We start from the raw sequence: 24,608 nt of genomic DNA on the forward strand, positions 1-24,608 counted from the left end.
ATTTTCAACCTTCGAAACAGCTTGAGCGGCCATCCGCCTTTATGGTCGCAGCGCCATCTGCTACCCGGGCGGCGTGTTTTCCAAGCCATGTTGGCAGGCGCGCGGGATTACGCTCTTTCGGGTTTGGCAGCACCACGGCCAACCTTGCGGCCTGTGCCGCAGTAAGGTTAGAGGGTTCGGTCTCAAAATAGCGATGCGCCGCGGCGTCGATGCCGAACACACCTTCCCCGAACTCTGCGACGTTTAGGTACACTTCCAAGATCCGGCGCTTGGACCACAAAGCTTCGACCAACGGGGTTAGTAGCGCTTCGATCGATTTGCGTGTCCAACTGCGCCCCTGCCACAGGAACACGTTCTTGACCGTCTGCTGGGTCAGCGACGACGCACCTCGCGATGCACCGTCGTCCAGCGCAGCACGGATAGCATCCATGTCAAAGCCCCAGTGATTACAGAACCCGGAATCTTCGGCCGCCACAACCGCGCGCAGCACCTCTGGCGCCACGTCGTCAACGTCGATCCATTCCCAATCTACATCGCCAAGACGCTGAATCTCGACAAAGATTGTGTGCGTCATCGGTGGATTAACGAACCCATAAAGCGTGACCGACAGCAATGGCACGACGAAACAGAACAGCAGCACCCAACGCAGCCCGGTTTTGAACCGCCGCCAATTGCGGGCGAAGAACCGCTCTTGTGGTTTTTTAATCTTGCGCTTTGCCATGAGCCGGAGACTAGTCCCAAGTGCACCAACTGAAAACCCGCGCTTTGCCGGACAAACTGACCGCGTTATTTCTGTGACAATGACCACGGCGGGTCAGTCTGACCGGGAAGCCCACCTGAGCTGCCTTAGGGCTGGTAACCCCGCGCCAAACCTGCTTTTTCTGAACAATGAACCGACGGGAGGATCGGGATTGACCGACCTATGGCAGGGGCTGGTCCAGGCATTTTGGCTGGTGGTGACGTTTGACGCCGAACTGGCCGAGATTTCGCTGCGATCGCTGCGCGTGACGTTGACAGCGTTGGTGGTGGCCTCGGCCATTGCGATGCCGCTTGCCGCGTTCCTTTCGGTACAGCGGTTCCGTTTTCGTCGCCATGTGGTGGCCCTGCTGAACGCACTGATGGGGTTGCCACCGGTGGTGGTGGGTTTGGTGGTCTACCTGATGCTGTCGCGATCCGGGCCGTTCGGAGTGTTGGGGCTTTTGTTCACGCCGACCGCGATGATTACCGCGCAAGTCATTATCATCGTGCCGCTGATCGCCAGTATCGCGCATCAGTCGCTGCGCGATCTTTGGCAGGAGTATCACGACCTTCTGATCTCGATCAACGTCACGCGCAGGCAGAAAATTGCCACGTTGCTTTGGGATGCGCGCCGGGCCCTTCTGACCGCGGGCCTTGCCGGGTTTGGCCGGGCAATTGGTGAGGTCGGCGCGATCATGATTGTCGGCGGTAACATTGACAATGCAACGCGGGTTCTGACGACGGCTATCGCATTGGAAACCGGCAAGGGCGATTTCGCGCTGGCTTTGGCGCTTGGCATTGTATTGGTCGCGTTGGCGGTGGCTGTGAATGTTGCAATTCACTGGCTCAGCCGCACGGAACGGGAGGGGCGGTGGTGAGCGCATTATTTCCCCTGACCGTGAAAGGTGCCACGACAACGCGACGAGGCAAAGTGCTGGCTGGACCCATTGATCTGACGCTGGACGGTGGCGGCACCTGTGTGGTGATCGGCCCCAACGGTGCCGGCAAGACCAGCCTGTTGCGTATGCTGCATGGCACCGCCCGGATCACGCGTGGGCAGGTCACGTGGGCCTGCGACACCGAAACAGCGCGCCACCATCAGGCCTTTGTTTTTCAACATCCTGTTATGTTGCGCCGTTCGGTCATTGAAAACCTGGTCTACCCGTTGCGCGTGCGCGGCATGCCCCGCACCGCCGCACGGCAGCGCGCCGTCGATTGGGCCACGCGCATCGGACTGGGCCATATGCTGGAACGTCACGCCCCGGTCTTGTCAGGTGGCGAGCAGCAAAAGCTGGCTATCGCCCGCGCCCTGATCGTCGAACCGAGATTGCTGTTTCTGGACGAGCCCTGCGCCTCGTTAGACGGACGTGCCATGCGCGAGGTTGAAGAGATTCTGGTGCAAGCCGCTGCCAGTGGCACCCGCCTGATCCTTTCGACCCACGATATGGGGCAGGCCAGACGGCTTGCCGATCAGGTGGTCTTCCTTCTGCGCGGCAAGGTGCAGGAAACCGGCCTGGCCAAAAACTTTTTCGACCAGCCGCAAACATCACAGGCGGTGGCATTTCTGAACGGAGACATTGTGGAATGATCAAGACGATTGCAGCGGGGTTGATGGCCCTGATCCTTGGTACAGCGGTGCAGGCAGACGGAGTGATGCGGATGGCGGTGACCACATCGTTCCACAATTCCGGCCTGTCGGACGTTTTGCTGCCCGCGATCCGCGACGACTTGAATCTGGAGGTTCAATTGCTGGTCGTTGGCACCGGTCAGGCGCTCAAACTGGGTCGCGCCGGAGATGTGGACGCCATCCTCGTGCATTCGCGCAGTGCGGAAGAGGCATTCGTAGCCGAGGGGTTTGGCACTCATCGGCGCGAGATCATGTATAATGATTTCGTGGTTATCGGCCCTGCCACCGACGCGGCTGGCGTCGCCACCGCAGATACCGCAAGCGCTGCGTTGCAATCGATTGCTGGGGCCAAGATGCCATTTGTCAGCCGCGGCGACGACAGTGGCACCCACAAGAAAGAGCGATCTCTGTGGCAGGATGCCGGTTTACAGCCAGACGAATTTGGCCCGTGGTATGCCTCGGTCGGGGCGGGGATGGGTGCGGCGTTGAACACAGCGTCGGGCATGGGCGCCTATGTCCTGTCGGATCGGGCCAGTTGGCTGAATTTCGGCAACAAGGGCGATCTGGCGGTCCTTTTTTCCGGCGACCCAGTCTTGTTCAACCAATACGCCTATCTGCCGGTTAACCCTTCGCGCCATGACCACGTCAAGACCGAGCTGGCAGCACAGCTGGAAACCTGGTTGACCTCGCCACGCGCGCAGGACCTGATCGACGGTTATGCGATCGACGGTGAAACGCTGTTCGTGTTCAACGCGACAGGGGGCTGAACATCAGCCCTCGGGCGCACCGTGAACCGCGAATTGGTCCAGTCCTGCATCCTGCGGTTCGATCATCCGGTAGGCTTCGCGCACACCAGCCTGGGAAAGCTCGCGCGCCACGGTCAACAGGGTGTTGGCGCTGTGATCATCGCACAAATCCACCATCTGTTGCAGCTCTTCGCGGGCAACAGGCAGGGCAGCCTCTGCCGAAGGTGCGCCATAGTAGGTGACGAAATGGGTGGCCAGCATCTGGGCCAGTGTCTCCAACTCGGCCTCTTCAATCTGCGTAACCGCGACAAAGGTGACCCGGCCACCGGTTTCCAATCCGAACCAGCCATTGGCAAAAGCCTGCCGAGCCTTGCCCACAAGGTCACCCTCGGACCAATTGGAAAACTCGAACCCGCCCGAGATGCACCACTCGCCTGTTCGCGCTGGCACGGCATAAACGCGCTGATCGCTTTCGTCGAAATGAATGGCGCGTGCCAGCATCATGGCAGGTCCTCCAGCAAAGTGGTCAGCGGGACAAGATGCGTGCCGTCGTCGTTGCGTAGCAGCATTCCGAAATCTTCGTCGACGCCAAGAAAGGTGCCGCTTTGGCCGGCAATCTCTGTCGGTTCGCCAATCCCATGGGCCAAACCACGCCATTCAGCGTGCAGTGGCCGGGTACCGTCATCCTCCCAACGCGTGATCCAGTGCAGGGTATGGCGCCCCCATGCCTCCAACAACGCCGGTGGTGAAACGTCGGCGCAACCCTCGGCGAACAGGGCCGTCTGATCGGGCGTTTTGCCCATCTCGTCGCTGGGCGGAACCAATGGCAACGTAAACCCGATAACCAGCCAGTCCGGTACGGCATCGGGTGCATTGTCCGCGGCCAGCGCCTTGAAGGCACCGCATCGTGCACCATTCACGCGTATACCGCCTTGCCATTCCAGATGCACCGCAACCTCGGGCGGGGCCAACGCACCCAAGGCATTTTGAAGCCCCACGCCACATAGCGGCAGCATGGACATGGCGCGCGCCAAGGGCACCTCGGGCGCAAACACCAAGGCCGCCTGCATTTCAGTCGCACCAAGGTTATAGGTGATCAAACCCGCATCGCAGCCCATCGCAGCCCGCAACGCCGCATGGTCCAGCGCGGGGCCCGTGGCGGCCTCGCCCGACATCAATGGCGGGAAGGTGGGCGTATGGTTCATGCGATCAGGGCCTTTGCCACGTCATGGAAGGCGCGCGCCTGTGGGCCATCGGGGGCTGAGACCACGATCGGCGCGCCGCCATCCGAGGCCAGTCGGATCTGAAGATCCAACGGCACCTCGGCCAGCAAGGGCACGTTCAGTTTTTCCGCCTCGGCAGCAACACCGCCATGGCCGAACACGTGTTCCTCGTGCCCACAGTTCGAACAGATATGGGTCGACATGTTCTCGATCATCCCAAGGATTGGCACATTCAATTGTTGAAACATATCAATCCCTTTGCGTGCGTCCAACAACGCGATGTCCTGCGGGGTGGAAACGATCACCGCGCCATCCACCTGTGCCTTTTGCGCCAGAGTCATCTGTACGTCACCTGTGCCCGGTGGCAGATCAACCAACAACACATCCAAAGCGCCCCATTGCACCTGCGTCAGCATCTGCTGCAATGCACCCATCAACATTGGCCCGCGCCAGACAACCGCCTGGTCATCATTTGTCATCAGGCCCAACGACATCATCGTGACACCATGGTTGCGCATCGGCAGGATCGTCTTGCCGTCGGGCGACGATGGCCGGCCCGACACGCCCAGCATACGCGGCTGAGAAGGCCCGTAGACATCGGCGTCCAGCAAACCCACCCGCACACCCTGCTGCGCCAACGCGCAGGCCAGGTTCGCCGAGACGGTGGATTTGCCCACCCCGCCCTTGCCACTGGCCACGGCGATGATCCGGTCGATACCAGGCACTTTTTGCGGACCTTGCGGTTCGGCGGGGCGCTGGGGGCGCAGATCAGGCGGCGGAGTTGGCGTGGAATGCCCAGTCATCACGATGGAGGTGTCCCGCACCCCGTCCAAAGCGCCCAGAATCTGTTCCGCCTGTTCTTTCACCGCGGCATAAGCCTCGGCTTGGCTAGGTGGAATCTCCATCACAAAGCGCACGGCGCCGGCATCCACGTTCAGGGCGCGCATCACGCCACTGGCCACGATATCGCCGCCGGCGACCGGGTCGGTAACAGTCTTTAGCGCGGCCAGAACATCCTCTCGCGTGGCGGTCATGTCTCAGCTTTCCTCGCCGGTCTGCGGGGCAATTTCGCCGGTGACCTCATGGGTCAGGCCCAGCGCTTCGATCGTGATCACGGCCTTCACCGAATAGGCGTCGCCACTCCCTTTTTGCAGGGCCTTTTCGATGGCTTGTTGCGAGGTCACGCCGACCTGTTTCAGAAACTTGCGCATCGACATGTTGTAGGCGTCGCTCATGGGGTCTCCTTTGCTGGTGATTGACGGCAGACCCATCTGCCCCCTACCCTTGGGGAATGCTGGGAATTCGTCGTTTTCTGGTGAGTTTGTGCCTGATCTGGGTTGCTGCAGGGGCCTGGGCGGATGATCGCGTGCTGCGCCTTTCGGCCCCCGAAGCTTTGACAGAAACCGGCCTTCTGAAACACATCCTGCCGCGGTTTTCCCTGAAAACACAGGTGCGGGTTGAACTTGTCAGTGACCGCCCCGACGCGATTCTCGGTACCGAAGGCCGCGCGGTTTTTGAAGGTGTCGGGCAAGTCTGGCATTTGCAGGTTCTGAACCCCGATCACCCTGCCAGCGACAGATTTTCCGGATGGCTGACCTCGCAGGTGGGCAAGAACACGGTGACCGGGTTCGCACCGGATGGAACGGCGCTGTTTTCGTTGCCGTCGGCCCGGCAAGTGGTCGCGGTTCAGGTCGAGGCCGACGGTGATGCGGTGCTGGGCCTGCAAGTCTCGCGCGACAAATGCAGCCGCTGCCACGTTGTCGAAGACGGCAAACGCGGGTTTGGTATCGGTTCGACCCCCAGCTTTGGCGTACTGCGCAGCCTGCCGGATTGGGAGGGACGCTTTGCCGGCTTCTATGTCCTGAACCCGCATCCGGCCTTTACCATTATCCCCGATGTCACGCCGCCATTTCCCGACAGTCGCCCGTCGCCAATCGTGCCCGTCACGCTGAATCTGGACGAGTTGGAGGCGATTTTGGCCTATGTCACTGGCATGCCGGCGGCCGATCTGGGCGGGGACCTCGTGCATCAGTGATCGCGCCGCTTTGACAGGTAGTCTTCGGTTGTGCGGGGGCGGGGGCGTTCTTTGCCGGCAAAAGGGTTTGCTTCCGAATGGAACTGCGCATTTACCCGGCAATTGTCGCACATCTGGATCATGCGCAGCTTGTCAGGGTCGTTGAACATGGAATGGCCTTCGAGCTTGGCCATGATGTTGTCGATGGTCGATTTCACACCGAAAAGCGCGCCGCATTCGATACACGCAAACGGCTCTTCCTCGTGCAGCACGCGTTGCGACAGGGCGCGGTCGCTCAGGTCCAGCTGCGGCTGCAGGCTGATCGCGTCCTCGGGGCAGACCGTGGCGCAAAGACCGCATTGCAAGCAGGCGTCCTCCTGAAATCGCAACTGCGGCGCGTCTGGGTTATCGCCCAGCGCGCCGGACGGGCACAACGATACACAAGACAGGCACAGGGTGCAGGCGTCGGTGTTCACCAGAACTGCCCCATATGGAGCACCATCCGGCAGGGGCAGCGTGTCGTCGCCCGGGTGCAGCGCGCGCGCAGACTGACGCGTGATTTGCCGACGGGTGCCCATCGGGGCCACCGGCGCCGCGATTGCGTCGGGCACGACCGCTTCGAACAAGTGGTCCGACAACGCGTCTGGATCCACGATACTCAGCACTTCAACCATCCGGTCGCTGGTCAAAGCGCGCGCCAAGGCCGCCTGCGCTTCCATCGCGTCCAGATCTGCATGCGGGCCGGGCAGAAGTTGAACGGTGGCAAACCCGGCGGCCAAAGCGGCCAGTGCCTCGGCATGGCCAAATGCGCCGATTGCGGCCATTTCCATCGGAATAACGTCTGCAGGCAGGCCGCGGCCATAACGTGCGGACAGGGCAATCATTTCCGTGCCGTGGGCGTCATGCACCAACAACCGCGGTGCGCTGCCACCGGCCTCGCGATAGGCGCGGGCAAGTGTCTGCACCCGGCGCATCGTCTGGTCCACAGGAGGTGCGTCATAGCTGACTGCACCCGACGGGCAGGCGGACGAACACGCGCCGCATCCTGCACAGATCATCGGATCGATACTGACATGGTCTCCGTCGGGCGTGATTGCACCGGTTGGGCACAGATCAAGGCAACGGGTACACCCCGTCTGCCCGGCGCGGCTGTGGGCGCACAACAGCGGCTCGGCGCGGATGTAAAGCGGCTTTTCAAAAACCCCGTGCAGTTGCGAAGCAGCAAGGATCGCCGCAGACACGGCACCCGGATGTCCGGGGTCTGCACGTAGATAGCCTTCACGCTTTTCCGGTGCGGGGAAAAGTGGCGTATTCCCGGACAGATCCAGAATGATGTCACATTGCGACTGCGCACCGTCACGCGGCGCATCAAAGGCGAACCCACCGCGCCCGCCAGGGATCAGCGTCTGTACCCGGTCCAGCACCACGTCAAACTGACCCAGCGCGCCACCGGCACGACGCAAAGCACCGACCACCACGTCGAAACCGCGCGTGTCAGGCACCTCGGCAGGCTGGTCCAGCAACACCGTCACCCCAAGGATATCCTTCAACGCCTCTGCGGCAGCCAGCGCCACCTCGGGCGCACCAAGGATCAGGCACGTTCCCTCGGATACCACGTCCACCGACTTGTCGGGCGTCGCCGGCAACAGCGCCTCGGCCACAAGGGCGGACATTTTGGGTAGTGTCGGGGCATCATCTGCGGTCCAACCGGCCCGATCGCGCAGGTCCAGAACAGGGGGCGCAGGTTGGTCCAATTCGCCTGCGAGCTCTTCAAATACCCGTGCTTCCTGGGCACAGGAAAAAATTGCTTCGCCGGCCTCGATGGCGGCTGCAGCTCGGTCAATCTGCGTGGTGCACAGCGCGGAACAGGGTTTGGGCACCTTTAGACCGGTGGTTTCGGCAAGGCCCTTTGCGTCGATCGTCTGAGACCCCAAACAATCGCATGTTATCAACGTCTTAACCAAGTTTCCCCCCTTGTTGAAACCGGTGTTTCGCGCCCTTATTTTGGGCTGGTTTCTCCAAAGGCTACACATGATTCGCGGCACCTCACAACCGGATTCAGGCCGGCGAATCCGTGGGCAGGTGAGCAAGCTGACGCGAAATTTGCGCAGGTGATTCGCCTGATTTTCTGCGGCCCATTAACCCAGAGAAATACTCAAGATAGACATCTTGACCCTGACCCCCCGACGCCCCACTGCAAGCTACCCATAATGTCCGCGCGCGGCCAAAGAGTGCGAAAGTATACAATTTTGCCTTTGTTGGCTTGCCCCCCTGTCCCAAGCTTCTGGGCCAAGGGAGGAACCATCTACGTGATCCGCAATCCGCACATGTATCGCCACATGCCGGTGGGAATCGTCCTGCGCAGATCGCCAGGCTCGACACGCTGGGTTGCGTGGAGCTGGCGGGCGACGGATGTGTTACCCGGCGCGGGGCCTGCCGATTGGCGCGAGCTGCGGCGCGATGGGGATGCCGTCGAATACCACGCGGCCACCGTTACCCTCGAACTTCATGGCGCCGAAACCGAGGCGTACCTGACCGGTCTGTCGGCTCGGGTGCCCAGCGTCTTCGTGGTCATGCGCGAGGGCCATGGCGACGAGCCGTTGGATGTGCTGCTGATTACGGCCTCACCGTATGAGGCGCAGGACTACACCGACAGCGGCGAAGAGATTGTCGAGAAGGTTCCCATGCCCGGCGGGCTGGTCGCATGGGTGCGCGATTTTGTCGAAGAGTTCCACCAGGACGAAGAGTTCGTCAAACGCCGCCGCGACAAGAAACGCATTGATCTGGTGCAGGATGGCATTGGCGACCCGCGCATTGGCAAGCCGGGCGATATCTATGCATCGCCCAGCCTCAAGCGGAGGCGTTTGCAATGAGCCGCGATGACTTCTGGTCTCGCCGCCGCGAGGCCGTTGCTGAAGAAGCCCGCGCCGAACAGGCCGCGTTGGACGCGGCCGAGGTTGAAGCCGCCGAGGACGCACTGGCCAAACGTTCAGACGAGGAACTTCTGGCCGAGGCCGGTCTGCCTGAACCCGAGACGTTGGAAAACGCCGAAGAAGTGCGCGACTTCCTGAAAGCCGCGCTGCCTCAACGGCTGAAAAGCCGGGCTCTGCGACGTCTTTGGGGCCTGAACCCCGTGTTGGCCAACCTCGACGGGCTGGTCGACTATGGCGAGGATTTCACCGACGCCGCAACCGTGATCGACAACCTGCAAACCGTCTATCAGGTCGGTAAAGGCATGGTCACTCGGTTGGAAGAGATTGTCGAAGATATGAACGACGCGCCCTCTGACGAGAGCGGTGAAAAAGATGGCGAAATCCAAGATACGATTGAAACGCCTGATCCCGAACCTCTGATCGCCCAGACCGATCCCCCGATTGCCGACCCCGACGAACCGGTTGCCCTCGCCACGCCGCGGCGCATGGCGTTCCGGTTTGAAGCCACGGAAGGACCCGCATGACCGCCGAAGCGCAAACAACAATTCCCGAAGAAGATCGCCTGCGCGCAGATCTTTACAATTTTCTCGGCCTGCTCATGTCGGCCCCGCCGGATGCCACCATCCTGTCACAAACCGCCGGGCTTTCCGGCGATGACAGCGAACTGGGACAGGCCATCGGCACCCTTGCGCGATTGGCCAAGCTCAGCAAACCGGCGACGATTGAAAGCGAGTTCAACAAGCTGTTCATCGGGTTGGGGCGCGGTGAATTGCTGCCCTATGCCAGCTACTATCTAACCGGTTTTCTGAACGAAAAACCGCTGGCGCTGCTGCGCCAGGACATGAGCGTTCGCGGCCTCGCCCGCGCCGAGACCGTGTTTGAGCCCGAAGACAACATTGCCTCGCTGATGGAGATGATGGGCGCAATGATTGTCGGTCGTTTTGGAGCGCCCGCAGCTTTGAGCGACCAGCGCGACTTTTTCAACCGCCACATTGCCCCTTGGGCCAGCCATTTCTTTGGCGACCTAGAAGGGGCCAAGAACTCGGTCTTTTACGTGCCGGTAGGCACCGTTGGCCGTCTGTTCATGGAGATCGAGGCCGAGGCGTTTCGCCTGGGTCAGAACTGAACCAACCAATGCAAGCAAAGACAAAGAAAGGAGGTGAAGACATGAAAGAGGAAAAAGGTGCATCGCGCCGAGACTTCCTGAAACTGGCAGGTGCTTCGGCGCCCGCGGCGGCCGTGGCCGTGGCAGCAGGAGGTTCAACGCAGGCCGAAGCGGCCGAGCCTGACCTGACATCGGACAAGATGCAGGACACCGCGCATACGCGCGCCTACCTCGCTTCGGCGCGGTTCTGAACGCAAGGCAAGGCCCGGCCCGATCCGGACCCTGATAACCGCCAAGGGCAACTGGTTGCGTGACGCCCGACCGCCTGCGGCATTGATCATGCCAAGCAAGCGACGCCGTTGAAGCGTTGCACGCAAGGGAGAGAGAAACATGTTGAGGAAAAAGACCAACGGGGTTGCGCGACGCCCCCAGCGGACTGGCCTCCTGTCCGAGGTGAAAAACGCCTCGGTTGACCGCCGCGCGTTTCTGCGCGGATCAGGTTTGGCCATTGGTGGCCTGACAGCGATTGCCGCAACGGGCGGCACGGTAACTCAGGCCAATGCGGCCACCGCAGCCGTCGGCGCGGTAGAGCTGAAGAAATCGGTCTGCACCCACTGTTCGGTGGGTTGTACGGTCGTTGCCGAAGTTTCAGACGGTGTTTGGGTTGGGCAAGAGCCCGGCTGGGACAGCCCGTTCAACCTGGGTGCGCACTGCGCCAAGGGTGCCTCGGTACGCGAACACGCACATGGCGAACGCCGCCTGAAATACCCGATGAAGAAAGAGGGTGGCGAGTGGAAACGCATCAGCTGGGAACAGGCGATCGACGAGATCGGCGACGGCATGATGAAGATCCGCGAAGAGAGCGGCCCGGATTCGGTGTATTGGCTGGGCTCGGCCAAGCACAATAACGAACAGGCCTATCTGTTCCGCAAATTCGCGGCCTATTGGGGCACGAATAACGTGGACCATCAGGCGCGGATTTGTCACTCGACCACGGTTGCGGGTGTAGCGAACACATGGGGCTACGGCGCCATGACCAACAGCTACAACGACATCCATAACTCGAAGGCCATCTTCATCATCGGCGGCAACCCGGCCGAGGCGCATCCGGTCAGCCTGCTGCATGTTCTGCGCGCGAAAGAGCAGAACAATGCGCCGCTGATCGTCTGCGACCCGCGCTTTACACGCACGGCCGCGCATGCCGACGAATATGTACGTTTCCGTCCCGGCACCGACGTGGCGCTGGTTTGGGGCATTCTTTGGCACATCTTCGAAAACGGCTGGGAAGACAAAGAGTTCATTCGCACCCGTGTTTGGGGCATGGACCAAATCCGCGAGGAAGTGGCCAAGTGGACCCCCGAAGAGGTGGAACGTGTGACCGGTACGCCGGGCAGCCAGCTGAAGCGCGTGGCGCGGACGATGGCAAACAACCGTCCGGGCACCGTGATTTGGTGTATGGGTGGCACACAGCACACCAACGGCAACAACAACACCCGCGCGTACTGCGTTCTGCAGCTTGCCCTTGGCAATATGGGCACCTCGGGTGGTGGCACCAACATCTTCCGCGGCCATGACAACGTGCAAGGTGCAACGGATCTGGGCGTGCTGTCGCATACGCTGCCGGGCTATTACGGTCTGTCGGCCGGTGCTTGGGGCCATTGGGGCCGTGTCTGGGGTGAAGATGGGGAATGGCTGTCTGGTCGTTTTGCCAAGACCACCGGCGCGGATGGCAAAGAAAAGTCTTTGCAGAACCTCACCGGTATCCCGGTCAGCCGCTGGATCGACGGTGTGCTGGAAGACCCCGACAACATGGACAATCCCGACAAGGTGCGGGCCATGGTTCTTTGGGGGCATGCGCCGAACTCACAGACGCGTATGACCGAGATGAAGACCGCGATGGAGATGCTGGACATGCTGGTCGTGATCGACCCGTATCCCACTGTCTCGGCCGTGCTGCATGACCGCACCGATGGTGTCTATCTGCTGCCCGCGGCTACGCAGTTCGAAACACGTGGCTCGGTCACGGCATCGAACCGGTCCATCCAGTGGCGTGAGAAGGTTGTGGATCCTCTGTTCGAATCCAAGACCGATCACGAGATCATTGGTCTGTTCTCGCAGAAATTTGGCTTCCACGACCGCATCTTCCGCAACATCGCGTTGGAAGATGACGGCATAACGCCAGACATGGAAGACACCCTGCGCGAGATCAACCGCGGCATGTGGACCATTGGCTATACCGGCCAGTCGCCGGAACGGCTGAAACTGCATATGGAGAACCAGCATACCTTTGATCGCACAACGCTTCAGGCCATTGGTGGCCCGGCTGATGGTGATTATTATGGTCTGCCATGGCCCAGCTGGGGCACGGCAGAGATGGGGCATCCGGGCACGCCGAACCTCTATGACATGTCCAAACCGGTGGCCGAAGGCGGCCTGACATTCCGCGCCCGTTTCGGTGTGGAACGGGATGGCGACAACCTGTTGGCGGATGGTGTCTATAGCGTTGGGTCGGAAATTCAGGATGGCTATCCCGAGTTCACGATGCAGATGCTGATGGATCTGGGATGGGATGGTGACCTGACAGCCGAGGAACGTGCGGCCATCGATGCGGTTGCCGGGCCCAAAACCAACTGGAAAACCGACCTTTCGGGCGGCATCCAGCGGGTTGCGATTGCCCATGGCTGTGCACCCTTTGGCAACGCCAAGGCCCGCGCAGTAGTGTGGACATTCCCGGACCCCGTCCCACTGCACCGCGAGCCGCTGTATACACCGCGTCGCGATCTTGTTGCGGATTACCCGACATACGAGGACAGGAAGTTCTATCGCCTACCAACGATGTACGCGTCGATCCAGAAACAGGATTTCTCGAAAGACTATCCGATGATCCTGACCTCGGGGCGTCTGGTGGAATACGAGGGCGGCGGCGACGAGACACGGTCAAACCCGTGGCTTGCCGAGTTGCAGCAGGACATGTTCGTCGAGATCAACCCGAGGGACGCCAACAATCTGGGTGTGCGCGATGGTGCGCAGGTCTGGGTTGAAGGTGCCGAGGGGGCCAAGGTCAAGGTGATGGCAATGGTAACCGAACGGGTGGGTGAAGGCGTGGCCTTTATGCCCTTCCACTTCGGCGGGCATTTCCAGGGTGACGATTTGCGCAGCAAATACCCCGACGGGGCAGACCCGTATGTGCTGGGCGAAAGCTCTAACACCGCCCAGACCTATGGCTATGACAGCGTGACCCAGATGCAGGAGACCAAGTGTACTCTCTGCAAGATCATGCCAGCGTAAGGAGAGAGAAGAATGGCAAGAGCTAAGTTTCTTTGTGACGCCGAACGCTGCATCGAATGCAACGCGTGTGTCACCGCCTGTAAGAACGAGCACGAGGTGCCGTGGGGGATCAACCGCCGACGTGTGGTCACGATCCAGGACGGTAAACCTGGTGAGCGTTCGATCTCGGTGGCGTGCATGCATTGCTCGGATGCGCCTTGCATGGCGGTGTGCCCGGTCGACTGCTTCTATCAGAACGAAGAAGGCGTCGTCCTGCACTCCAAAGACCTGTGCATTGGTTGCGGCTATTGCTTTTACGCGTGCCCCTTCGGCGCGCCGCAATATCCGCAGGCGGGCAACTTCGGTTCACGCGGCAAGATGGACAAATGTACCTTCTGTGCTGGCGGCCCCGAGGAAAACCACTCTACCGCCGAGTTCGCCAAATACGGACGCAACCGGATCGCCGAGGGCAAACTGCCCATCTGCGCCGAGATGTGTTCGACAAAGGCGTTGCTTGCCGGGGACGGTGACGTTGTATCCGCGATCTATCGCGAACGCGTCGTGGCCCGCGGCTTTGGCACGGGCGCGTGGGGTTGGGGCACCGCCTACGACCAGAAGGACGGCTGACCCATCGCCCGAAAACAAAGAGACCCCGGTTTTGCCGGGGTCTCTTCAGGGCATGTCTTGGTCGAAACCGAAGCCTTACAGAGCTTTCTTCAGAGCTTTTTTGGCTTTCTTCAGCTGGGTCGAGCGTTTCTTGACGTCTTTTTTCAGCGACTTGATTTTCGATTTCTTAGCCATGATAGCGTGTCCTTCCTTAGTTAGTGATAGCTAGAGTGCATCACCTAGCTGTACTGTGTATATACATAATTTCTGTTGCGCAAGTCTCGTGTGACGATTTTGTAACAACAACCGCAACCTGAACGGCAGGACCGGCCCATGATCCGCACCATTCTCACCCTCATTTTGTGTTGCTTTGCCACCCTTGCGTCCGCGCAAGAGGTTGACCGCTCGGCCACGGGCGGTGCGCAAACGCTCGAAGATATCATGGCTCGTCAGCGCGGCGAGGTGATTGATGATCGTTTTCGGTCCGAAGACATTGGCGGCAACGCCCTGAGCGCGCCGGGGCTTGGCCCTCTTGGGGGCGCATCCGACCCCGAATTGTGGCGCGCCTTGCGGTACAACAAGGCCGATATCTCGGTCAGCAGCGGCAACGATGTCGCCAAGGTTTTGGTACAGGATGGTGGCATGGCCTGGTACCAGTTCCGCCAGGGACCGCTGGCGACGTATGGGGGCTGGCTGCTGTTGGGCACAATTGGCGCGCTTGTCCTGTTCTACCTGCTGCGGGGCCGTATTCGAATGGACGAGGCTTCAACGGGACGTACTGTCCTGCGCTTTGCGGCAATTGAACGGTTTGCCCATTGGCTGATGGCAGGCAGTTTCGTCCTGCTTGGGCTGACCGGGCTGCTTGTCCTGTTCGGACGGATGTTCATCGCGCCCCTGGTGGGCAAAGAGCTGAACGCGACCCTGCTTGTTGTGTCAAAGGTGATCCACAACAACGTTGCATGGGCCTTTATGTTGGGCCTGTTGATGACCTTCGTCATGTGGGTCCGCCACAACATTCCGAACCGCACCGATCTGGTCTGGTTCGCGCAATTCGGGGGGATCATTGGCAAAAAGCACCCGCCGGCGAAAAAATTCAATGGCGGGCAAAAGATCATCTTCTGGTCGGTCATCCTGTTGGGCGGGTCGATCTCGATCTCGGGGCTGTCGCTTCTGTTCCCGTTCGAAATGCCGCTGTTTGCCAAGACTTTTGCTGTGCTGAACGACCTTGGCATTCCCGGCTGGTTCGGAATGGAGGCCTTGCCCACCGTTCTTGCCCCGCAAGAGGAAATGCAATTGGCGCAGCTCTGGCATGCCATCGTCGCCTTTGTTTTGATGGCGATCATCATTGCACATATCTATATCGGCTCGGTCGGAATGGAGGGTGCATTTGACGCCATGGGCACCGGCGAAGTCGACGAGGCCTGGGCGCATCAACACCACTCGATCTGGCTGGACGAGGTGAAGGCCAAAGAGAGCGCGGCTCCCACCGGTGCCGCCGAGCACCCCGCCGAATAGAGTAATGCGGATGGCACTGGCGATCTTCGCGCTGCTGGCTGATCCGGTTCACGCGCAAGAGTTTACCTCGCTCAAGGGGCACGGAGGTCCGATCATGGACATCGCCGTGTCGACCGCTGGACAGGTAGCGACCGCCAGTTTCGACAACTCCGTGGGCCTTTGGACCGGACGCGATCCGAAATGGCTGGAAGGGCACGACGCCGCGGTGAACGTCGTGACTTTGGCCGCGGGCGTGCCCGTGACGGGCGGTGACGACTTCACCGTGCGCCTTTGGGGCGATGCACCGCGCGTTCTGGGCCGTCACAAAGGCAAAGTCACAACATTGGCCGTTTCGCCCGATGGCAGCTTTGTCCTTAGCGGCAGTTGGGACGGTACAATTATGCAATGGCCTGTGAACGATGGCCCGGGTCGACTATTTGCCAATCCCGGTTCTGGGGTGAATGACATCGCAATTGCCCCGGACGGTTCTGTTTTTGCGGGCACCTCGGATGGTGCGCTGTTGCGCTTTGAGGCCCCGGGGACCACGCCGCAACGTGTGGTGAACCACGGGTTTGGCGTGAACCAGGTCGTCACGGGCCCCGGCTGGGTGGCCTACGGCGCCGTGGATGGTGGTACGCGCGTGGTGGTGGCGGATACCGGCGCGCCCCTGGCTGATTTTACGCTGGACCGTCGCCCGATTCTATCCATGGCCCACCACGCGGAAACCGGACAGCTGGCCGTGGGTGACGGGCAGGGCTACATCATGATTGTCGACACCGATACATGGCGCATCGCGCGTGATTTTCGCGCCACACGCAACGGGCCGGTCTGGGCGCTGGCTTATTCGCCCGACGGCGCGGTGATCTATGCCGGGGGGTTGGATGATGTCGCCTATGCCTGGCCGGTGGCCTTGCTGGACGAATTCGACCCGGCCATCGATGGCGAACGTTCTTTCCTACGCGATGCTGAGACCATGCCAAATGGCGAACGGCAGTTCATGCGCAAATGTTCGATCTGTCACAGCCTTGATGCCGGCCCCTCACGCAAGGCCGGCCCAACTTTGCACGGTCTTTTTGGCCGCCGCGCCGGCACGGTCGACGGATACCCGTATTCGCCGATCCTCGAGGGCTCTGCCATCATCTGGGGGGCCGAGACTGTTGATGCCCTCTTTGATATTGGCCCCGATCACTACATTCCCGGCTCAAAAATGCCGATGCAGGTGATCGCTGGCACCGATGACCGGGCTGACCTGATCGATTTCCTGAAAACCGCAACCACAAAGGAGAAACCGGAATGAAAGCTATGTATACCGGCTTCGCCGCCATCGTCCTTATCGCCGTCGCCGCGTCTTTTGGCCTGCAGCAAATTGGCTATGCGACCGACGAACGACAATCTGGCGCGGCAGTCCGGCTGAAATGAACAGGCTGACCACCCGCCCGTTTGGGGCTATAAAGAAGTCGATGACGACAACTCAGGAAGACTATGGAAGTACCCTGTCCGAGGCGTCGATCCTTGTGATCGACGATGAACCGGGCATGCGGAACTTTCTGACCAAGATCCTGGGCCCTCGGGTCAAAAAGGTGGAACAGGCTGCTTCGCCGCAAGAGGCAACGCGCTGCCTGGACGAAGCCCATTTCGACCTGGTGATCCTTGACAACCTGATGCCAGGCGGCACCGGATTGGACTGGGTGCGCAGCCAACGCCGCCGCGGGTTCTTTGCCGATACGATCCTGATCACCGCCTATGCCGACCTTGAAACCGCTATTGCCGCGCTGCAGGCCGGGGTCAGCGACTTTGTGCTGAAACCGTTCCGCGCCAATCAAATTCTTGGCGCCGTGGCGCGTACCCTGGATCGCAAGAACCTGCATCGTGACAATGCGCTGCTGCGCCGCGAATTGCATGCCGAAGCCGCGCGCGGCAAGCTTCTGGGCACGTCCGAAGCACTGGGATCGGTGCGCGAAATCCTTGCGCGGCTTGCCCCGTTGCCCACGCCGATCCTTTTTACCGGCGAAAGCGGAACGGGTAAGGAACTGGCCGCGCGCCACTTGCACGGGCTTTCCGACCGGTCCGAGAAACCTTTTGTCGCCGTGAACTGCGCCGCGCTGGCCCCTGACCGCATCGCGGTGGAACTGTTTGGACGCGTGGAAGAGGATGACCGCCTGAAACCCGGCCTTCTGTTGCTGGCCGATGGCGGCACCCTGTTCCTGGACGAGATCGCTCAAATGCCCGATCAGATTCAGGCCGCCCTTTTGCGCGTGCTTGAAGACCGCAAGGTGCGGCCCGTGGGGGCGGAACGCGAGATCCCGATGAATCTGCGGTTTCTCTTTGCCACGAATGCGGATCTGGACCAAGCCGTGGCGCAGGGGCGGTTCCGCGCCGATCTCTATCACCGCATCAACGTGGTAAAGGTAGAGATGCCGCCACTGCACGAGCGGTCCGAGGATATCGTCGAACTCGCCGCCCACTTCATGGAACAGTTCTCGCGCAGTCTCGGCCTGCCCGCGCTTGCGCTGGACGAAGAAACGTTGCTGAAACTGCGCCGCCACAACTGGCCGGGAAATGTGCGCGAGTTGAAGAACCTGATCGAACGCTCGGTCATCGTCGGGGCTTTCCCCGACGAGTTTTCCGGCAGTGGCAAAGTGACAGGCGCGCAGGCGATCGAAAACCTCGATCTGGTTATGCAACGGCACATTCTGCATGTTCTGGACCTGTGCAATGGGAACCGGGCCGAGGCCGCGCGACGACTTGGTGTGTCACGCAAAACCATCGACCGCAAAATGGCCGCCTGGACCGTGGACGAGGCCGACTGACACCACGCAGATCTGCTTGCACCCGCACTTCCCAGCCGACAAAATGCCCGTGGCTTAAACCCCTTAACCGGAGGCCCCCCTTGGACCGGCCCACCTTCCCCCTGCTGCCCGACCCGTTGAACCCGCGCCTAACCCGTGCCGTTGAAGGTGTTGATCATTTGGGCAACGCGACCCAGATCCACGTGGTCGAGGAACGGCCGCTGACAATCTATCTGAACCGGCAGGAAGTCGTCACGGCGATGACCATTGGCGATCATCCCGAATACTTGGCGCTGGGGTTTCTGCGCAATCAAGGCATGTTGCGCGACGATGATGAGGTCACGCAGGTCGACTATGAGGACGACATCGAAACCGTGGTGGTCCGTACCACGCGCGAGACAACCTATGAAGAAAAGGTTCAGAAAAAGACCCGCACCAGCGGCTGCGCCGTGGGCACCGTCTTTGGCGACATGATGGAGGGGATCGACGGCCTGCGCCTGCCGCAGGCGCCGCTGCGCACCAGCTGGCTTTACGCGCTGGCCCGGCAGATCAACACAACCCCCTCCCTTTATCTTGAGGCCGGTGCGATTCATGGCACGGTGCTGTGCCAAGAGGACAAGCCGCTGGTCTATATGGAGGATGTCGGCCGCCACAATGCTGTCGACAAGATTGCCGGGCTGATGTTCCTGCACGACATCCCGGCCGCCGACAAGATCCTGTACACCACCGGGCGGCTGACCTCCGAGATGGTGATCAAAACCGCACTGATGGGTATCCCGGTGCTGGCCTCGCGCTCGGGCTTTACCGCCTGGGGGGTCGAGATTGCCCGCCAGGTTGGCCTGACCCTGATCGGCCGCCTGCGCGGTCAACGCTTTGTCTGCCTGTCGGGCGACGACCGGTTGATCCGCGACGCCGACCCGGCGGCGGTGCCGACCGAGCCAAAAAGATCTGCCCGCAAAGGGGCGCAGGAATGAACACCCTTCCCGGCGTGATCCTGGCCGGCGGTCTGGCCACGCGGATGGGCGGCGGCGACAAGGCGTTGCTGGCGCTGGGCGGGCGGCCCTTGCTGGCGCATGTGATCGACCGGCTGGCCCCGCAGGTGGGCGACATCGCGCTGAACGCCAATGGCGATGCGGCGCGGTTTGCCGATTTTGGCCTGCCGGTTCTGCCCGACAGCATCGCAGGGTATCCGGGGCCTCTGGCCGGGGTTCTGGCGGCGATGGACTGGGCCGCGACGCTTGGCGCCGACCGCGTGGTCACCGTGGCCGCCGACACGCCGTTCTTCCCCGCCGACCTTGTGGCCCGCCTGCAGGCCGCCGCCGGCGACCCGCCGCTGGTACTGGCCGCAACCAAAGGTGATGCCAAAACCCGCAGCAAGTCGCGCAGCGGGCTGATCCGGCACCCAACCTTTGGCCTGTGGCCTGTCGCCTTGCGCGAAGACCTGCGTGCGGCCGTCACCGAGGGGCTGTCCAAGGTTGTTCTTTGGACCGAACGATTTGATGGGCGCGAGGCGCTGTTTCCGTCCGAAGGCCATGACCCCTTTTTTAATGTCAACACGCCCGACGACCTGATCCGGGCCGAGGGAATGCTATGAAGATTTACGGGATCACCGGTTGGAAGAACGGTGGCAAAACCGGGCTGGTCGAGCGGCTGGTGGCCGAGATCACTGCGCGCGGCTTTGCCGTGTCGACGATCAAGCACGCCCACCACCGCACCGATGTCGACCAACCCGGTCGCGACAGTTTTCGCCATCGTGAGGCCGGAGCGCAGCAGGTGTTGCTGTCGTCACCCAACCGTTGGGCGTTGATGTCCGAATTGCGCGACGCGCCAGAACCCACGTTGGACGAGCTTCTGGGCCATCTGTCGCCTGTCGATCTGGTTTTGATCGAGGGCTATAAACGCGATGCCCACCCCAAGGTGGAGGCATTTCGCACCGAAAACGGCAAACCCACGCTGGCGTCCGAGAATGACACGATCCGTGCAGTCGCCGCCGACTGCGCAGTGGAAAGCAACCTGCCGGTATTCGACCTGAACGACACTGGCGCGATTGCCGATTTCATTCTTGCCGAGGTTGGGTTGTGAACGTCACGCGTGTCTTTGTGTCCGATGATGGATGGCTTGCGATGGTCGATGCCGAAACCGCACGCTACGCTCGCGGTTCCCTGCCCGATGCTGCGCCAGGTATCCTGCGCTGTTCGACCGCGCCGACAGAAAACACGGTGTTGGTCGATACCACGATATTCTCGGCCGAGGCGGATGCCCCGCAGGACCGTGCCCTGCTTATGGCACAGGCGCTTTTTGCCGTGTCGCTGCGCGGCGCATTGGATCCGCTGATCGCAACCGCGCCGTTAGGTGCAAATCACGCCGTGGCCCTGCGTGCGGCACTACCTGCCTTGGCCGAACCACCTCGTTTGCGCGACGATTGTTTTGCCATGCCGCAAGGTGTCGACTGGGTGCCGGTTGAAACGGCGCTGGGCCGGCTGCAGGCCGCTTTGGCTCCTGTTGCCGGCACCGAGACCCTCTCAACGTCACAAGCCATGGGTCGGGTTCTGGCCGCCGACGCCGTGGCGCGCCGGTCTAACCCGCCGCAGCCGAACTCGGCGGTGGATGGCTATGGCTTTGCCCACGCGGCCACTGGTGAAGGCCCACAGCGCCTGCCGTTGGTCGATGGCCGCGCCGCCGCCGGGCAACCCTATGCTGGCAAGGTTCCTCACGGTGCCGCGATCCGCATACTGACCGGCGCCGTGTTGCCAAGCGGCGTCGACACCGTTGTTCTGGAAGAAGACACTGCCGTCGACCGCGCCGCCGTGGTCTTTGACGGCCCCGTGAAACCGGGTGCCAACACGCGCAACGCCGGCGAGGATGTACGGGCTGGCGCGCTGGCTCTGCCCAAGGGGCACCGGTTGCGTGCGCCCGATTTGGCCCTTTTGTCCGCCCTTGGCGTCGGCGCCGTGCAAACGCATCGGCCCCTTCGAGTTGGCGTTCTGTCCACCGGTGACGAGATCATCGCCTCGCCTGACCAACCCGCCGAGCCACACCAGATTTGGGACGCAAACCGCCCCATGTTGCTTGGGTTTGCCAAGGGCTGGGGGTATACGCCCGTGGATTTGGGTCATGTGGCAGATGACCCAAATGTCATCGCAGAACGCCTGACCGACGCTGCGCAGACGGCGGATGTCATCCTGACTTCGGGGGGTGCCTCGGCCGGGGACGAGGACCATGTCTCGAAACTGTTGCGTGATCAGGGCACCTTGTCTGCATGGCGTATCGCGCTGAAACCGGGCCGCCCGCTGGCGCTGGCGATGTGGCAGGGCGTGCCGGTTTTTGGCTTGCCCGGCAATCCGGTGGCCGCACTTGTCTGTGCCCTGATCTTTGGCCGCCCGGCGTTGTCGTTGATGTCCGGTGCAGGCTGGGTTCAACCGATGGCGTTTACCGTTCCAGCGGGTTTTTCCAAACGCAAGAAACCGGGCCGCCGCGAATACCTGCGCGCACGCCTGAATGCCGAGGGCGCAGCCGAAGTCTTTGCCTCTGAAGGGTCGGGTCGGATCAGCGGGCTCAGCTGGGCCACGGGCCTGGTCGAATTACCTGACGAAGCGATCGACGTGGCCCATGGCACGCCGGTTCGGTTCCTGCCCTATGCAGGTTTCGGCCTTTAGGTCTTGCGGATCAGATAGACCTGATTGGCGCCATCATCCTGGCTGCCCAGAAACTCATGCCCGGATTCGTTGCAATAGTGCGGCACATCAATGATCGCTGCCGGGTCGTCGGCAAGCAGCCGTAACACCTGCCCTGGTTGCATGTCCTGCAACCATTTGCGCGCCTTCAGCACGGGCAGAGGGCATAACAGCCCCACGGCATCCAATTCCTTGTCAAAATCCATCAATTCCACATAGTTTTTTTCCGCGAATGTGTCCACGATGAAGGCGCCGCTGATTGCGTGTTCAATGCCGGTGGGGCAACAGGGTGGTCAGGAAAGACAAGGAACGACGATGACGCAGGATGCAGGCATCTGGAAAGCCGGGCGCAGTGGTGCGAAAGGCCGCAACACGCCGAAAGGTCGCCAATACACGGATGAAGCTCTGGACCAAGTTCAGTTGCTGCTGGGCGACAGTCCGCGTCGCCGGGACCTGCTGATCGAGTTTCTTCACCTGATTCAGGATGCGCATGGCCATTTGTCGGCCGCGCATCTGGCCGCGCTGGCGCATGAGCTGCGCATGTCGCAGGCCGAGGTGTACGAGGTCGCCAGTTTCTATGCCCATTTCGATGTGGTGAAAGAGGGCGAAGCGCCGCCGCCGGCCCTGACCATCCGGGTGTGCGACAGCCTTTCGTGCGAGATGGCCGGGGCCGAACAGTTGCGTGCCGCGCTCAGCGATGGGTTGGACCCGTCGCAGGTGCGCGTGCTGCGCGCGCCCTGCATGGGCCGTTGCGACACGGCGCCGGTGCTGGAGATTGGTCATAACCATATCGACCACGCCACCCCGGAAAAGGTGCGGCAGGCCATTGCGGGTGGCGACACGCATGCGCATATCCCGCCCTACCAGACCCTTGCCGACTATCGCACCGAAGGTGGCTATGACACGCTGGCACGCCTGATCGCCGCCGATGACTGGGACGCGGTCGAGGCCACGGTTCTGGCCTCGGGCCTGCGCGGGCTGGGCGGGGCGGGGTTTCCGTCGGGGCGCAAATGGGGCTTTGTCCGCTCCTATCCCGGCCCGCGCCTGATGGCGGTGAACGGGGACGAGGGCGAGCCTGGCACGTTCAAAGACCGCTATTACCTGGAACGGACCCCGCACCTGATGTTCGAGGGGATGCTGATCGCCGCGCATGCGGTGCAGGCGGACCGGGTCTATATCTATATGCGCGACGAATACCCGGCGGTGCTTGAGATCTTGCGACGCGAGATTGCAGCGCTTGAGGCGGCCGGCCTGACCCCGCCCGGGTTCATCGTACTGCGCCGCGGTGCGGGCGCCTATATCTGCGGCGAAGAAAGCGCGATGATCGAAAGCATAGAGGGCAAGCGCGGCATCCCGCGCCACCGCCCGCCTTTTGTGGCCGAGGTTGGCCTCTTTGGTCGCCCGACGCTGGTGCACAACGTCGAAACCCTGCATTGGGTGGCCCGCGTGATGCGCGAAGGCCCAGAGGTTCTGAGCGGCGTCGAAAAAAATGGCCGCAAAGGGTTGCGCAGCTATTCGGTGTCGGGCCGCGTGGCAAATCCCGGTGTGCACCTGCTGCCCGCCGGATCAACCATCGCGGATGTGATCGCGGCTGCCGGGGGTATGGCGCCGGGCCATGTGTTCAAGGCCTATCAACCCGGCGGGCCGTCGTCGGGGTTGCTACCGGCCAGCCTGAACGACGTGCCGCTGGATTTTGACACGTTGCAAGACCACGGCACCTTCATCGGTTCCGCCGCCGTCGTGGTGCTGAGCGATCAAGACAGCGCCAAGGCCGCGGCGCTGAATATGCTGCGGTTTTTCGAGGATGAAAGCTGTGGCCAATGCACGCCCTGCCGGGTGGGCTGCGAGAAGGCGGTGAAACTGATGCAGGCCGATTGGTGGGATGCGGGGCTGCTGAACGATCTGTGTGATGCGATGGCCGATGCCTCGATCTGCGGGCTGGGTCAGGCGGCGCCGAACCCGATCCGGCTGACGCTGCAGCATTTCGGCGACGAGGTGTCGGGATGATCGCCGTGACGATCTATATGCTGGCCACGCTGGCCATTATAGGGCTGCATCTGGCGCTGGTTCTGGGTGCGCCCTGGGGCGTGATGACGATGGGGGGGCAGGTGACCGGCCAGTTGCCCGCGGCGATGCGCGTGGGGTCGGCTCTTCAGGCCATGATACTGGCCTTCCTCGCCTTGGTTGTCGCAGAGCATGCCGGGGTGGCGCAAACCGGTCTGGTGCCGGGGTTTGCCTGGCTGATCTGGCTGCCGGTTGCGGTCAGCGGCGTCTCATTCCTGTTGAACACCGTGGTGACCCAGAGCCGGCCGGAACGCCTGTTCGGCGCACCGATGACGGCGTTGTTGTTGGGCAGCAGCCTGACCGTGGCCCTCAGCTAAGGACGTGAACC

27 protein-coding genes are annotated in these 24,608 nt (G+C 61.6%); 20 read left to right on the plus strand and 7 right to left on the minus strand.

What is annotated here, in order from left to right; genetic code table 11:
- Positions 1-4: 4 nt before the first annotated feature.
- Positions 5-721 carry a monofunctional biosynthetic peptidoglycan transglycosylase gene (mtgA, locus tag ACMU_RS01265; RefSeq protein ID WP_035255400.1) on the minus strand — a complete coding sequence of 239 codons (717 nt, stop codon included), beginning with the start codon at positions 719-721 and terminating at the stop codon, positions 5-7.
- A 190-nt stretch (positions 722-911) separates the two neighbouring features.
- Here mtgA and ACMU_RS01270 point away from each other — a divergent pair, with 190 nt between their 5' ends.
- From ACMU_RS01270 to ACMU_RS01280, 3 genes are read left to right on the plus strand one after another with little or no spacing between them, the layout of a single operon-like run.
- Positions 912-1,616 carry an ABC transporter permease gene (locus ACMU_RS01270; protein ID WP_035255402.1) on the plus strand — a complete coding sequence of 235 codons (705 nt, stop codon included), beginning with the start codon at positions 912-914 and terminating at the stop codon, positions 1,614-1,616.
- Positions 1,613-2,326, plus strand: a complete 714-nt coding sequence (locus ACMU_RS01275) for an ATP-binding cassette domain-containing protein (RefSeq protein WP_035256030.1) — start codon at positions 1,613-1,615, stop codon at positions 2,324-2,326. Before ACMU_RS01270 ends, ACMU_RS01275 begins: the two co-directional genes overlap by 4 nt.
- Positions 2,323-3,132 carry a substrate-binding domain-containing protein gene (locus tag ACMU_RS01280; protein WP_035255404.1) on the plus strand — a complete coding sequence of 270 codons (810 nt, stop codon included), beginning with the start codon at positions 2,323-2,325 and terminating at the stop codon, positions 3,130-3,132. The genes ACMU_RS01275 and ACMU_RS01280 overlap by 4 nt, the downstream gene beginning before the upstream one ends.
- Before the next feature lie 3 nt (positions 3,133-3,135).
- Here ACMU_RS01280 and ACMU_RS01285 read toward each other — a convergent pair whose 3' ends face one another.
- The 4 genes from ACMU_RS01285 to ACMU_RS01300 are packed head-to-tail and all read right to left on the minus strand — an operon-like array spanning position 3,136 to position 5,569.
- Entirely contained in the window at positions 3,136-3,615 is a 480-nt protein-coding gene (locus tag ACMU_RS01285) for a DUF6505 family protein (RefSeq protein ID WP_035255406.1), read from the minus strand.
- Positions 3,612-4,316, minus strand: coding sequence for a biotin/lipoate--protein ligase family protein (locus tag ACMU_RS01290; protein WP_035255408.1), 705 nt, complete (start codon positions 4,314-4,316; stop codon positions 3,612-3,614). The genes ACMU_RS01285 and ACMU_RS01290 overlap by 4 nt, the downstream gene beginning before the upstream one ends.
- A complete protein-coding gene (locus ACMU_RS01295; RefSeq protein ID WP_035255410.1) occupies positions 4,313-5,368 on the minus strand; it encodes an Mrp/NBP35 family ATP-binding protein in 1,056 nt (351 codons plus the stop codon). Before ACMU_RS01295 ends, ACMU_RS01290 begins: the two co-directional genes overlap by 4 nt.
- Before the next feature lie 3 nt (positions 5,369-5,371).
- Positions 5,372-5,569: a DUF6494 family protein gene (locus ACMU_RS01300; RefSeq protein ID WP_035256031.1), complete on the minus strand. Its 198-nt coding sequence runs from the start codon at positions 5,567-5,569 to the stop codon at positions 5,372-5,374.
- Positions 5,570-5,625: 56 nt separating this feature from the next.
- Here ACMU_RS01300 and ACMU_RS01305 point away from each other — a divergent pair, with 56 nt between their 5' ends.
- Entirely contained in the window at positions 5,626-6,369 is a 744-nt protein-coding gene (locus ACMU_RS01305) for a hypothetical protein (protein ID WP_035255412.1), read from the plus strand.
- Here ACMU_RS01305 and ACMU_RS01310 read toward each other — a convergent pair.
- The gene (locus ACMU_RS01310; protein WP_035255413.1) at positions 6,363-8,312 is read right to left on the minus strand and encodes a 4Fe-4S binding protein; all 1,950 of its coding nucleotides are present in this window, start codon (positions 8,310-8,312) and stop codon (positions 6,363-6,365) included. The two genes, ACMU_RS01305 and ACMU_RS01310, sit on opposite strands and share 7 nt — an antisense overlap.
- 375 nt (positions 8,313-8,687) lie before the next feature.
- Between ACMU_RS01310 and ACMU_RS01315 the strand changes: the two genes are divergently transcribed.
- The 14 genes from ACMU_RS01315 (at position 8,688) to ACMU_RS01375 (ending at position 22,198) form a co-directional block, all read left to right on the plus strand.
- On the plus strand, positions 8,688-9,221 hold the full coding sequence (locus tag ACMU_RS01315; RefSeq protein ID WP_035255414.1) for a DUF3305 domain-containing protein: 534 nt from the start codon (positions 8,688-8,690) through the stop codon (positions 9,219-9,221).
- Positions 9,218-9,805, plus strand: coding sequence for a DUF3306 domain-containing protein (locus ACMU_RS01320; RefSeq protein WP_035255415.1), 588 nt, complete (start codon positions 9,218-9,220; stop codon positions 9,803-9,805). The genes ACMU_RS01315 and ACMU_RS01320 overlap by 4 nt, the downstream gene beginning before the upstream one ends.
- Positions 9,802-10,407, plus strand: coding sequence for a TorD/DmsD family molecular chaperone (locus tag ACMU_RS01325; RefSeq protein WP_035255416.1), 606 nt, complete (start codon positions 9,802-9,804; stop codon positions 10,405-10,407). The genes ACMU_RS01320 and ACMU_RS01325 overlap by 4 nt, the downstream gene beginning before the upstream one ends.
- Before the next feature lie 41 nt (positions 10,408-10,448).
- Complete coding sequence (locus ACMU_RS01330) at positions 10,449-10,637, plus strand: hypothetical protein (protein WP_035256032.1); 189 nt, start codon at positions 10,449-10,451, stop codon at positions 10,635-10,637.
- A gap of 139 nt (positions 10,638-10,776) precedes the next feature.
- Positions 10,777-13,674: a formate dehydrogenase subunit alpha gene (locus ACMU_RS01335; protein WP_035255418.1), complete on the plus strand. Its 2,898-nt coding sequence runs from the start codon at positions 10,777-10,779 to the stop codon at positions 13,672-13,674.
- Between the two features lie 12 nt (positions 13,675-13,686).
- Positions 13,687-14,280 carry a formate dehydrogenase FDH3 subunit beta gene (fdh3B, locus tag ACMU_RS01340; RefSeq protein ID WP_035255419.1) on the plus strand — a complete coding sequence of 198 codons (594 nt, stop codon included), beginning with the start codon at positions 13,687-13,689 and terminating at the stop codon, positions 14,278-14,280.
- Between the two features lie 312 nt (positions 14,281-14,592).
- Positions 14,593-15,774 (plus strand): formate dehydrogenase subunit gamma, encoded by a 1,182-nt coding sequence (locus tag ACMU_RS01345; protein WP_035255421.1) that lies wholly within the window; start codon positions 14,593-14,595, stop codon positions 15,772-15,774.
- Between the two features lie 4 nt (positions 15,775-15,778).
- Entirely contained in the window at positions 15,779-17,050 is a 1,272-nt protein-coding gene (locus ACMU_RS01350; RefSeq protein ID WP_035255423.1) for a c-type cytochrome, read from the plus strand.
- Positions 17,047-17,172, plus strand: coding sequence for a hypothetical protein (locus tag ACMU_RS19835; RefSeq protein ID WP_268870847.1), 126 nt, complete (start codon positions 17,047-17,049; stop codon positions 17,170-17,172). The genes ACMU_RS01350 and ACMU_RS19835 overlap by 4 nt, the downstream gene beginning before the upstream one ends.
- Positions 17,173-17,213: 41 nt before the next feature.
- Positions 17,214-18,563, plus strand: coding sequence for a sigma-54-dependent transcriptional regulator (locus ACMU_RS01355; RefSeq protein ID WP_035255424.1), 1,350 nt, complete (start codon positions 17,214-17,216; stop codon positions 18,561-18,563).
- Positions 18,564-18,643: 80 nt separating this feature from the next.
- Positions 18,644-19,516, plus strand: a complete 873-nt coding sequence (locus ACMU_RS01360; protein WP_035255425.1) for a formate dehydrogenase accessory sulfurtransferase FdhD — start codon at positions 18,644-18,646, stop codon at positions 19,514-19,516.
- Positions 19,513-20,136: a molybdenum cofactor guanylyltransferase MobA gene (gene mobA, locus ACMU_RS01365; RefSeq protein WP_035255427.1), complete on the plus strand. Its 624-nt coding sequence runs from the start codon at positions 19,513-19,515 to the stop codon at positions 20,134-20,136. Before ACMU_RS01360 ends, mobA begins: the two co-directional genes overlap by 4 nt.
- A complete protein-coding gene (mobB, locus tag ACMU_RS01370; RefSeq protein ID WP_035255429.1) occupies positions 20,133-20,624 on the plus strand; it encodes a molybdopterin-guanine dinucleotide biosynthesis protein B in 492 nt (163 codons plus the stop codon). Before mobA ends, mobB begins: the two co-directional genes overlap by 4 nt.
- A complete protein-coding gene (locus ACMU_RS01375) occupies positions 20,621-22,198 on the plus strand; it encodes a molybdopterin-binding protein (protein ID WP_328286647.1) in 1,578 nt (525 codons plus the stop codon). Before mobB ends, ACMU_RS01375 begins: the two co-directional genes overlap by 4 nt.
- Here ACMU_RS01375 and ACMU_RS01380 read toward each other — a convergent pair.
- Positions 22,195-22,422 (minus strand): sulfurtransferase TusA family protein, encoded by a 228-nt coding sequence (locus ACMU_RS01380; protein ID WP_035256035.1) that lies wholly within the window; start codon positions 22,420-22,422, stop codon positions 22,195-22,197. The two genes, ACMU_RS01375 and ACMU_RS01380, sit on opposite strands and share 4 nt — an antisense overlap.
- A 109-nt stretch (positions 22,423-22,531) precedes the next feature.
- Here ACMU_RS01380 and ACMU_RS01385 point away from each other — a divergent pair, with 109 nt between their 5' ends.
- Both ACMU_RS01385 and ACMU_RS01390 read left to right on the plus strand, forming a co-directional pair.
- Complete coding sequence (locus tag ACMU_RS01385) at positions 22,532-24,223, plus strand: NAD(P)H-dependent oxidoreductase subunit E (RefSeq protein ID WP_035256040.1); 1,692 nt, start codon at positions 22,532-22,534, stop codon at positions 24,221-24,223.
- The gene (locus ACMU_RS01390) at positions 24,220-24,597 is read left to right on the plus strand and encodes a hypothetical protein (protein ID WP_035255431.1); all 378 of its coding nucleotides are present in this window, start codon (positions 24,220-24,222) and stop codon (positions 24,595-24,597) included. Before ACMU_RS01385 ends, ACMU_RS01390 begins: the two co-directional genes overlap by 4 nt.
- The last annotated feature ends 11 nt before the right edge of the window (positions 24,598-24,608 follow it).

Source organism: Actibacterium mucosum KCTC 23349 (genome assembly GCF_000647975.1).
GTDB classification, from domain to species: Bacteria; Pseudomonadota; Alphaproteobacteria; order Rhodobacterales; family Rhodobacteraceae; genus Actibacterium; species Actibacterium mucosum.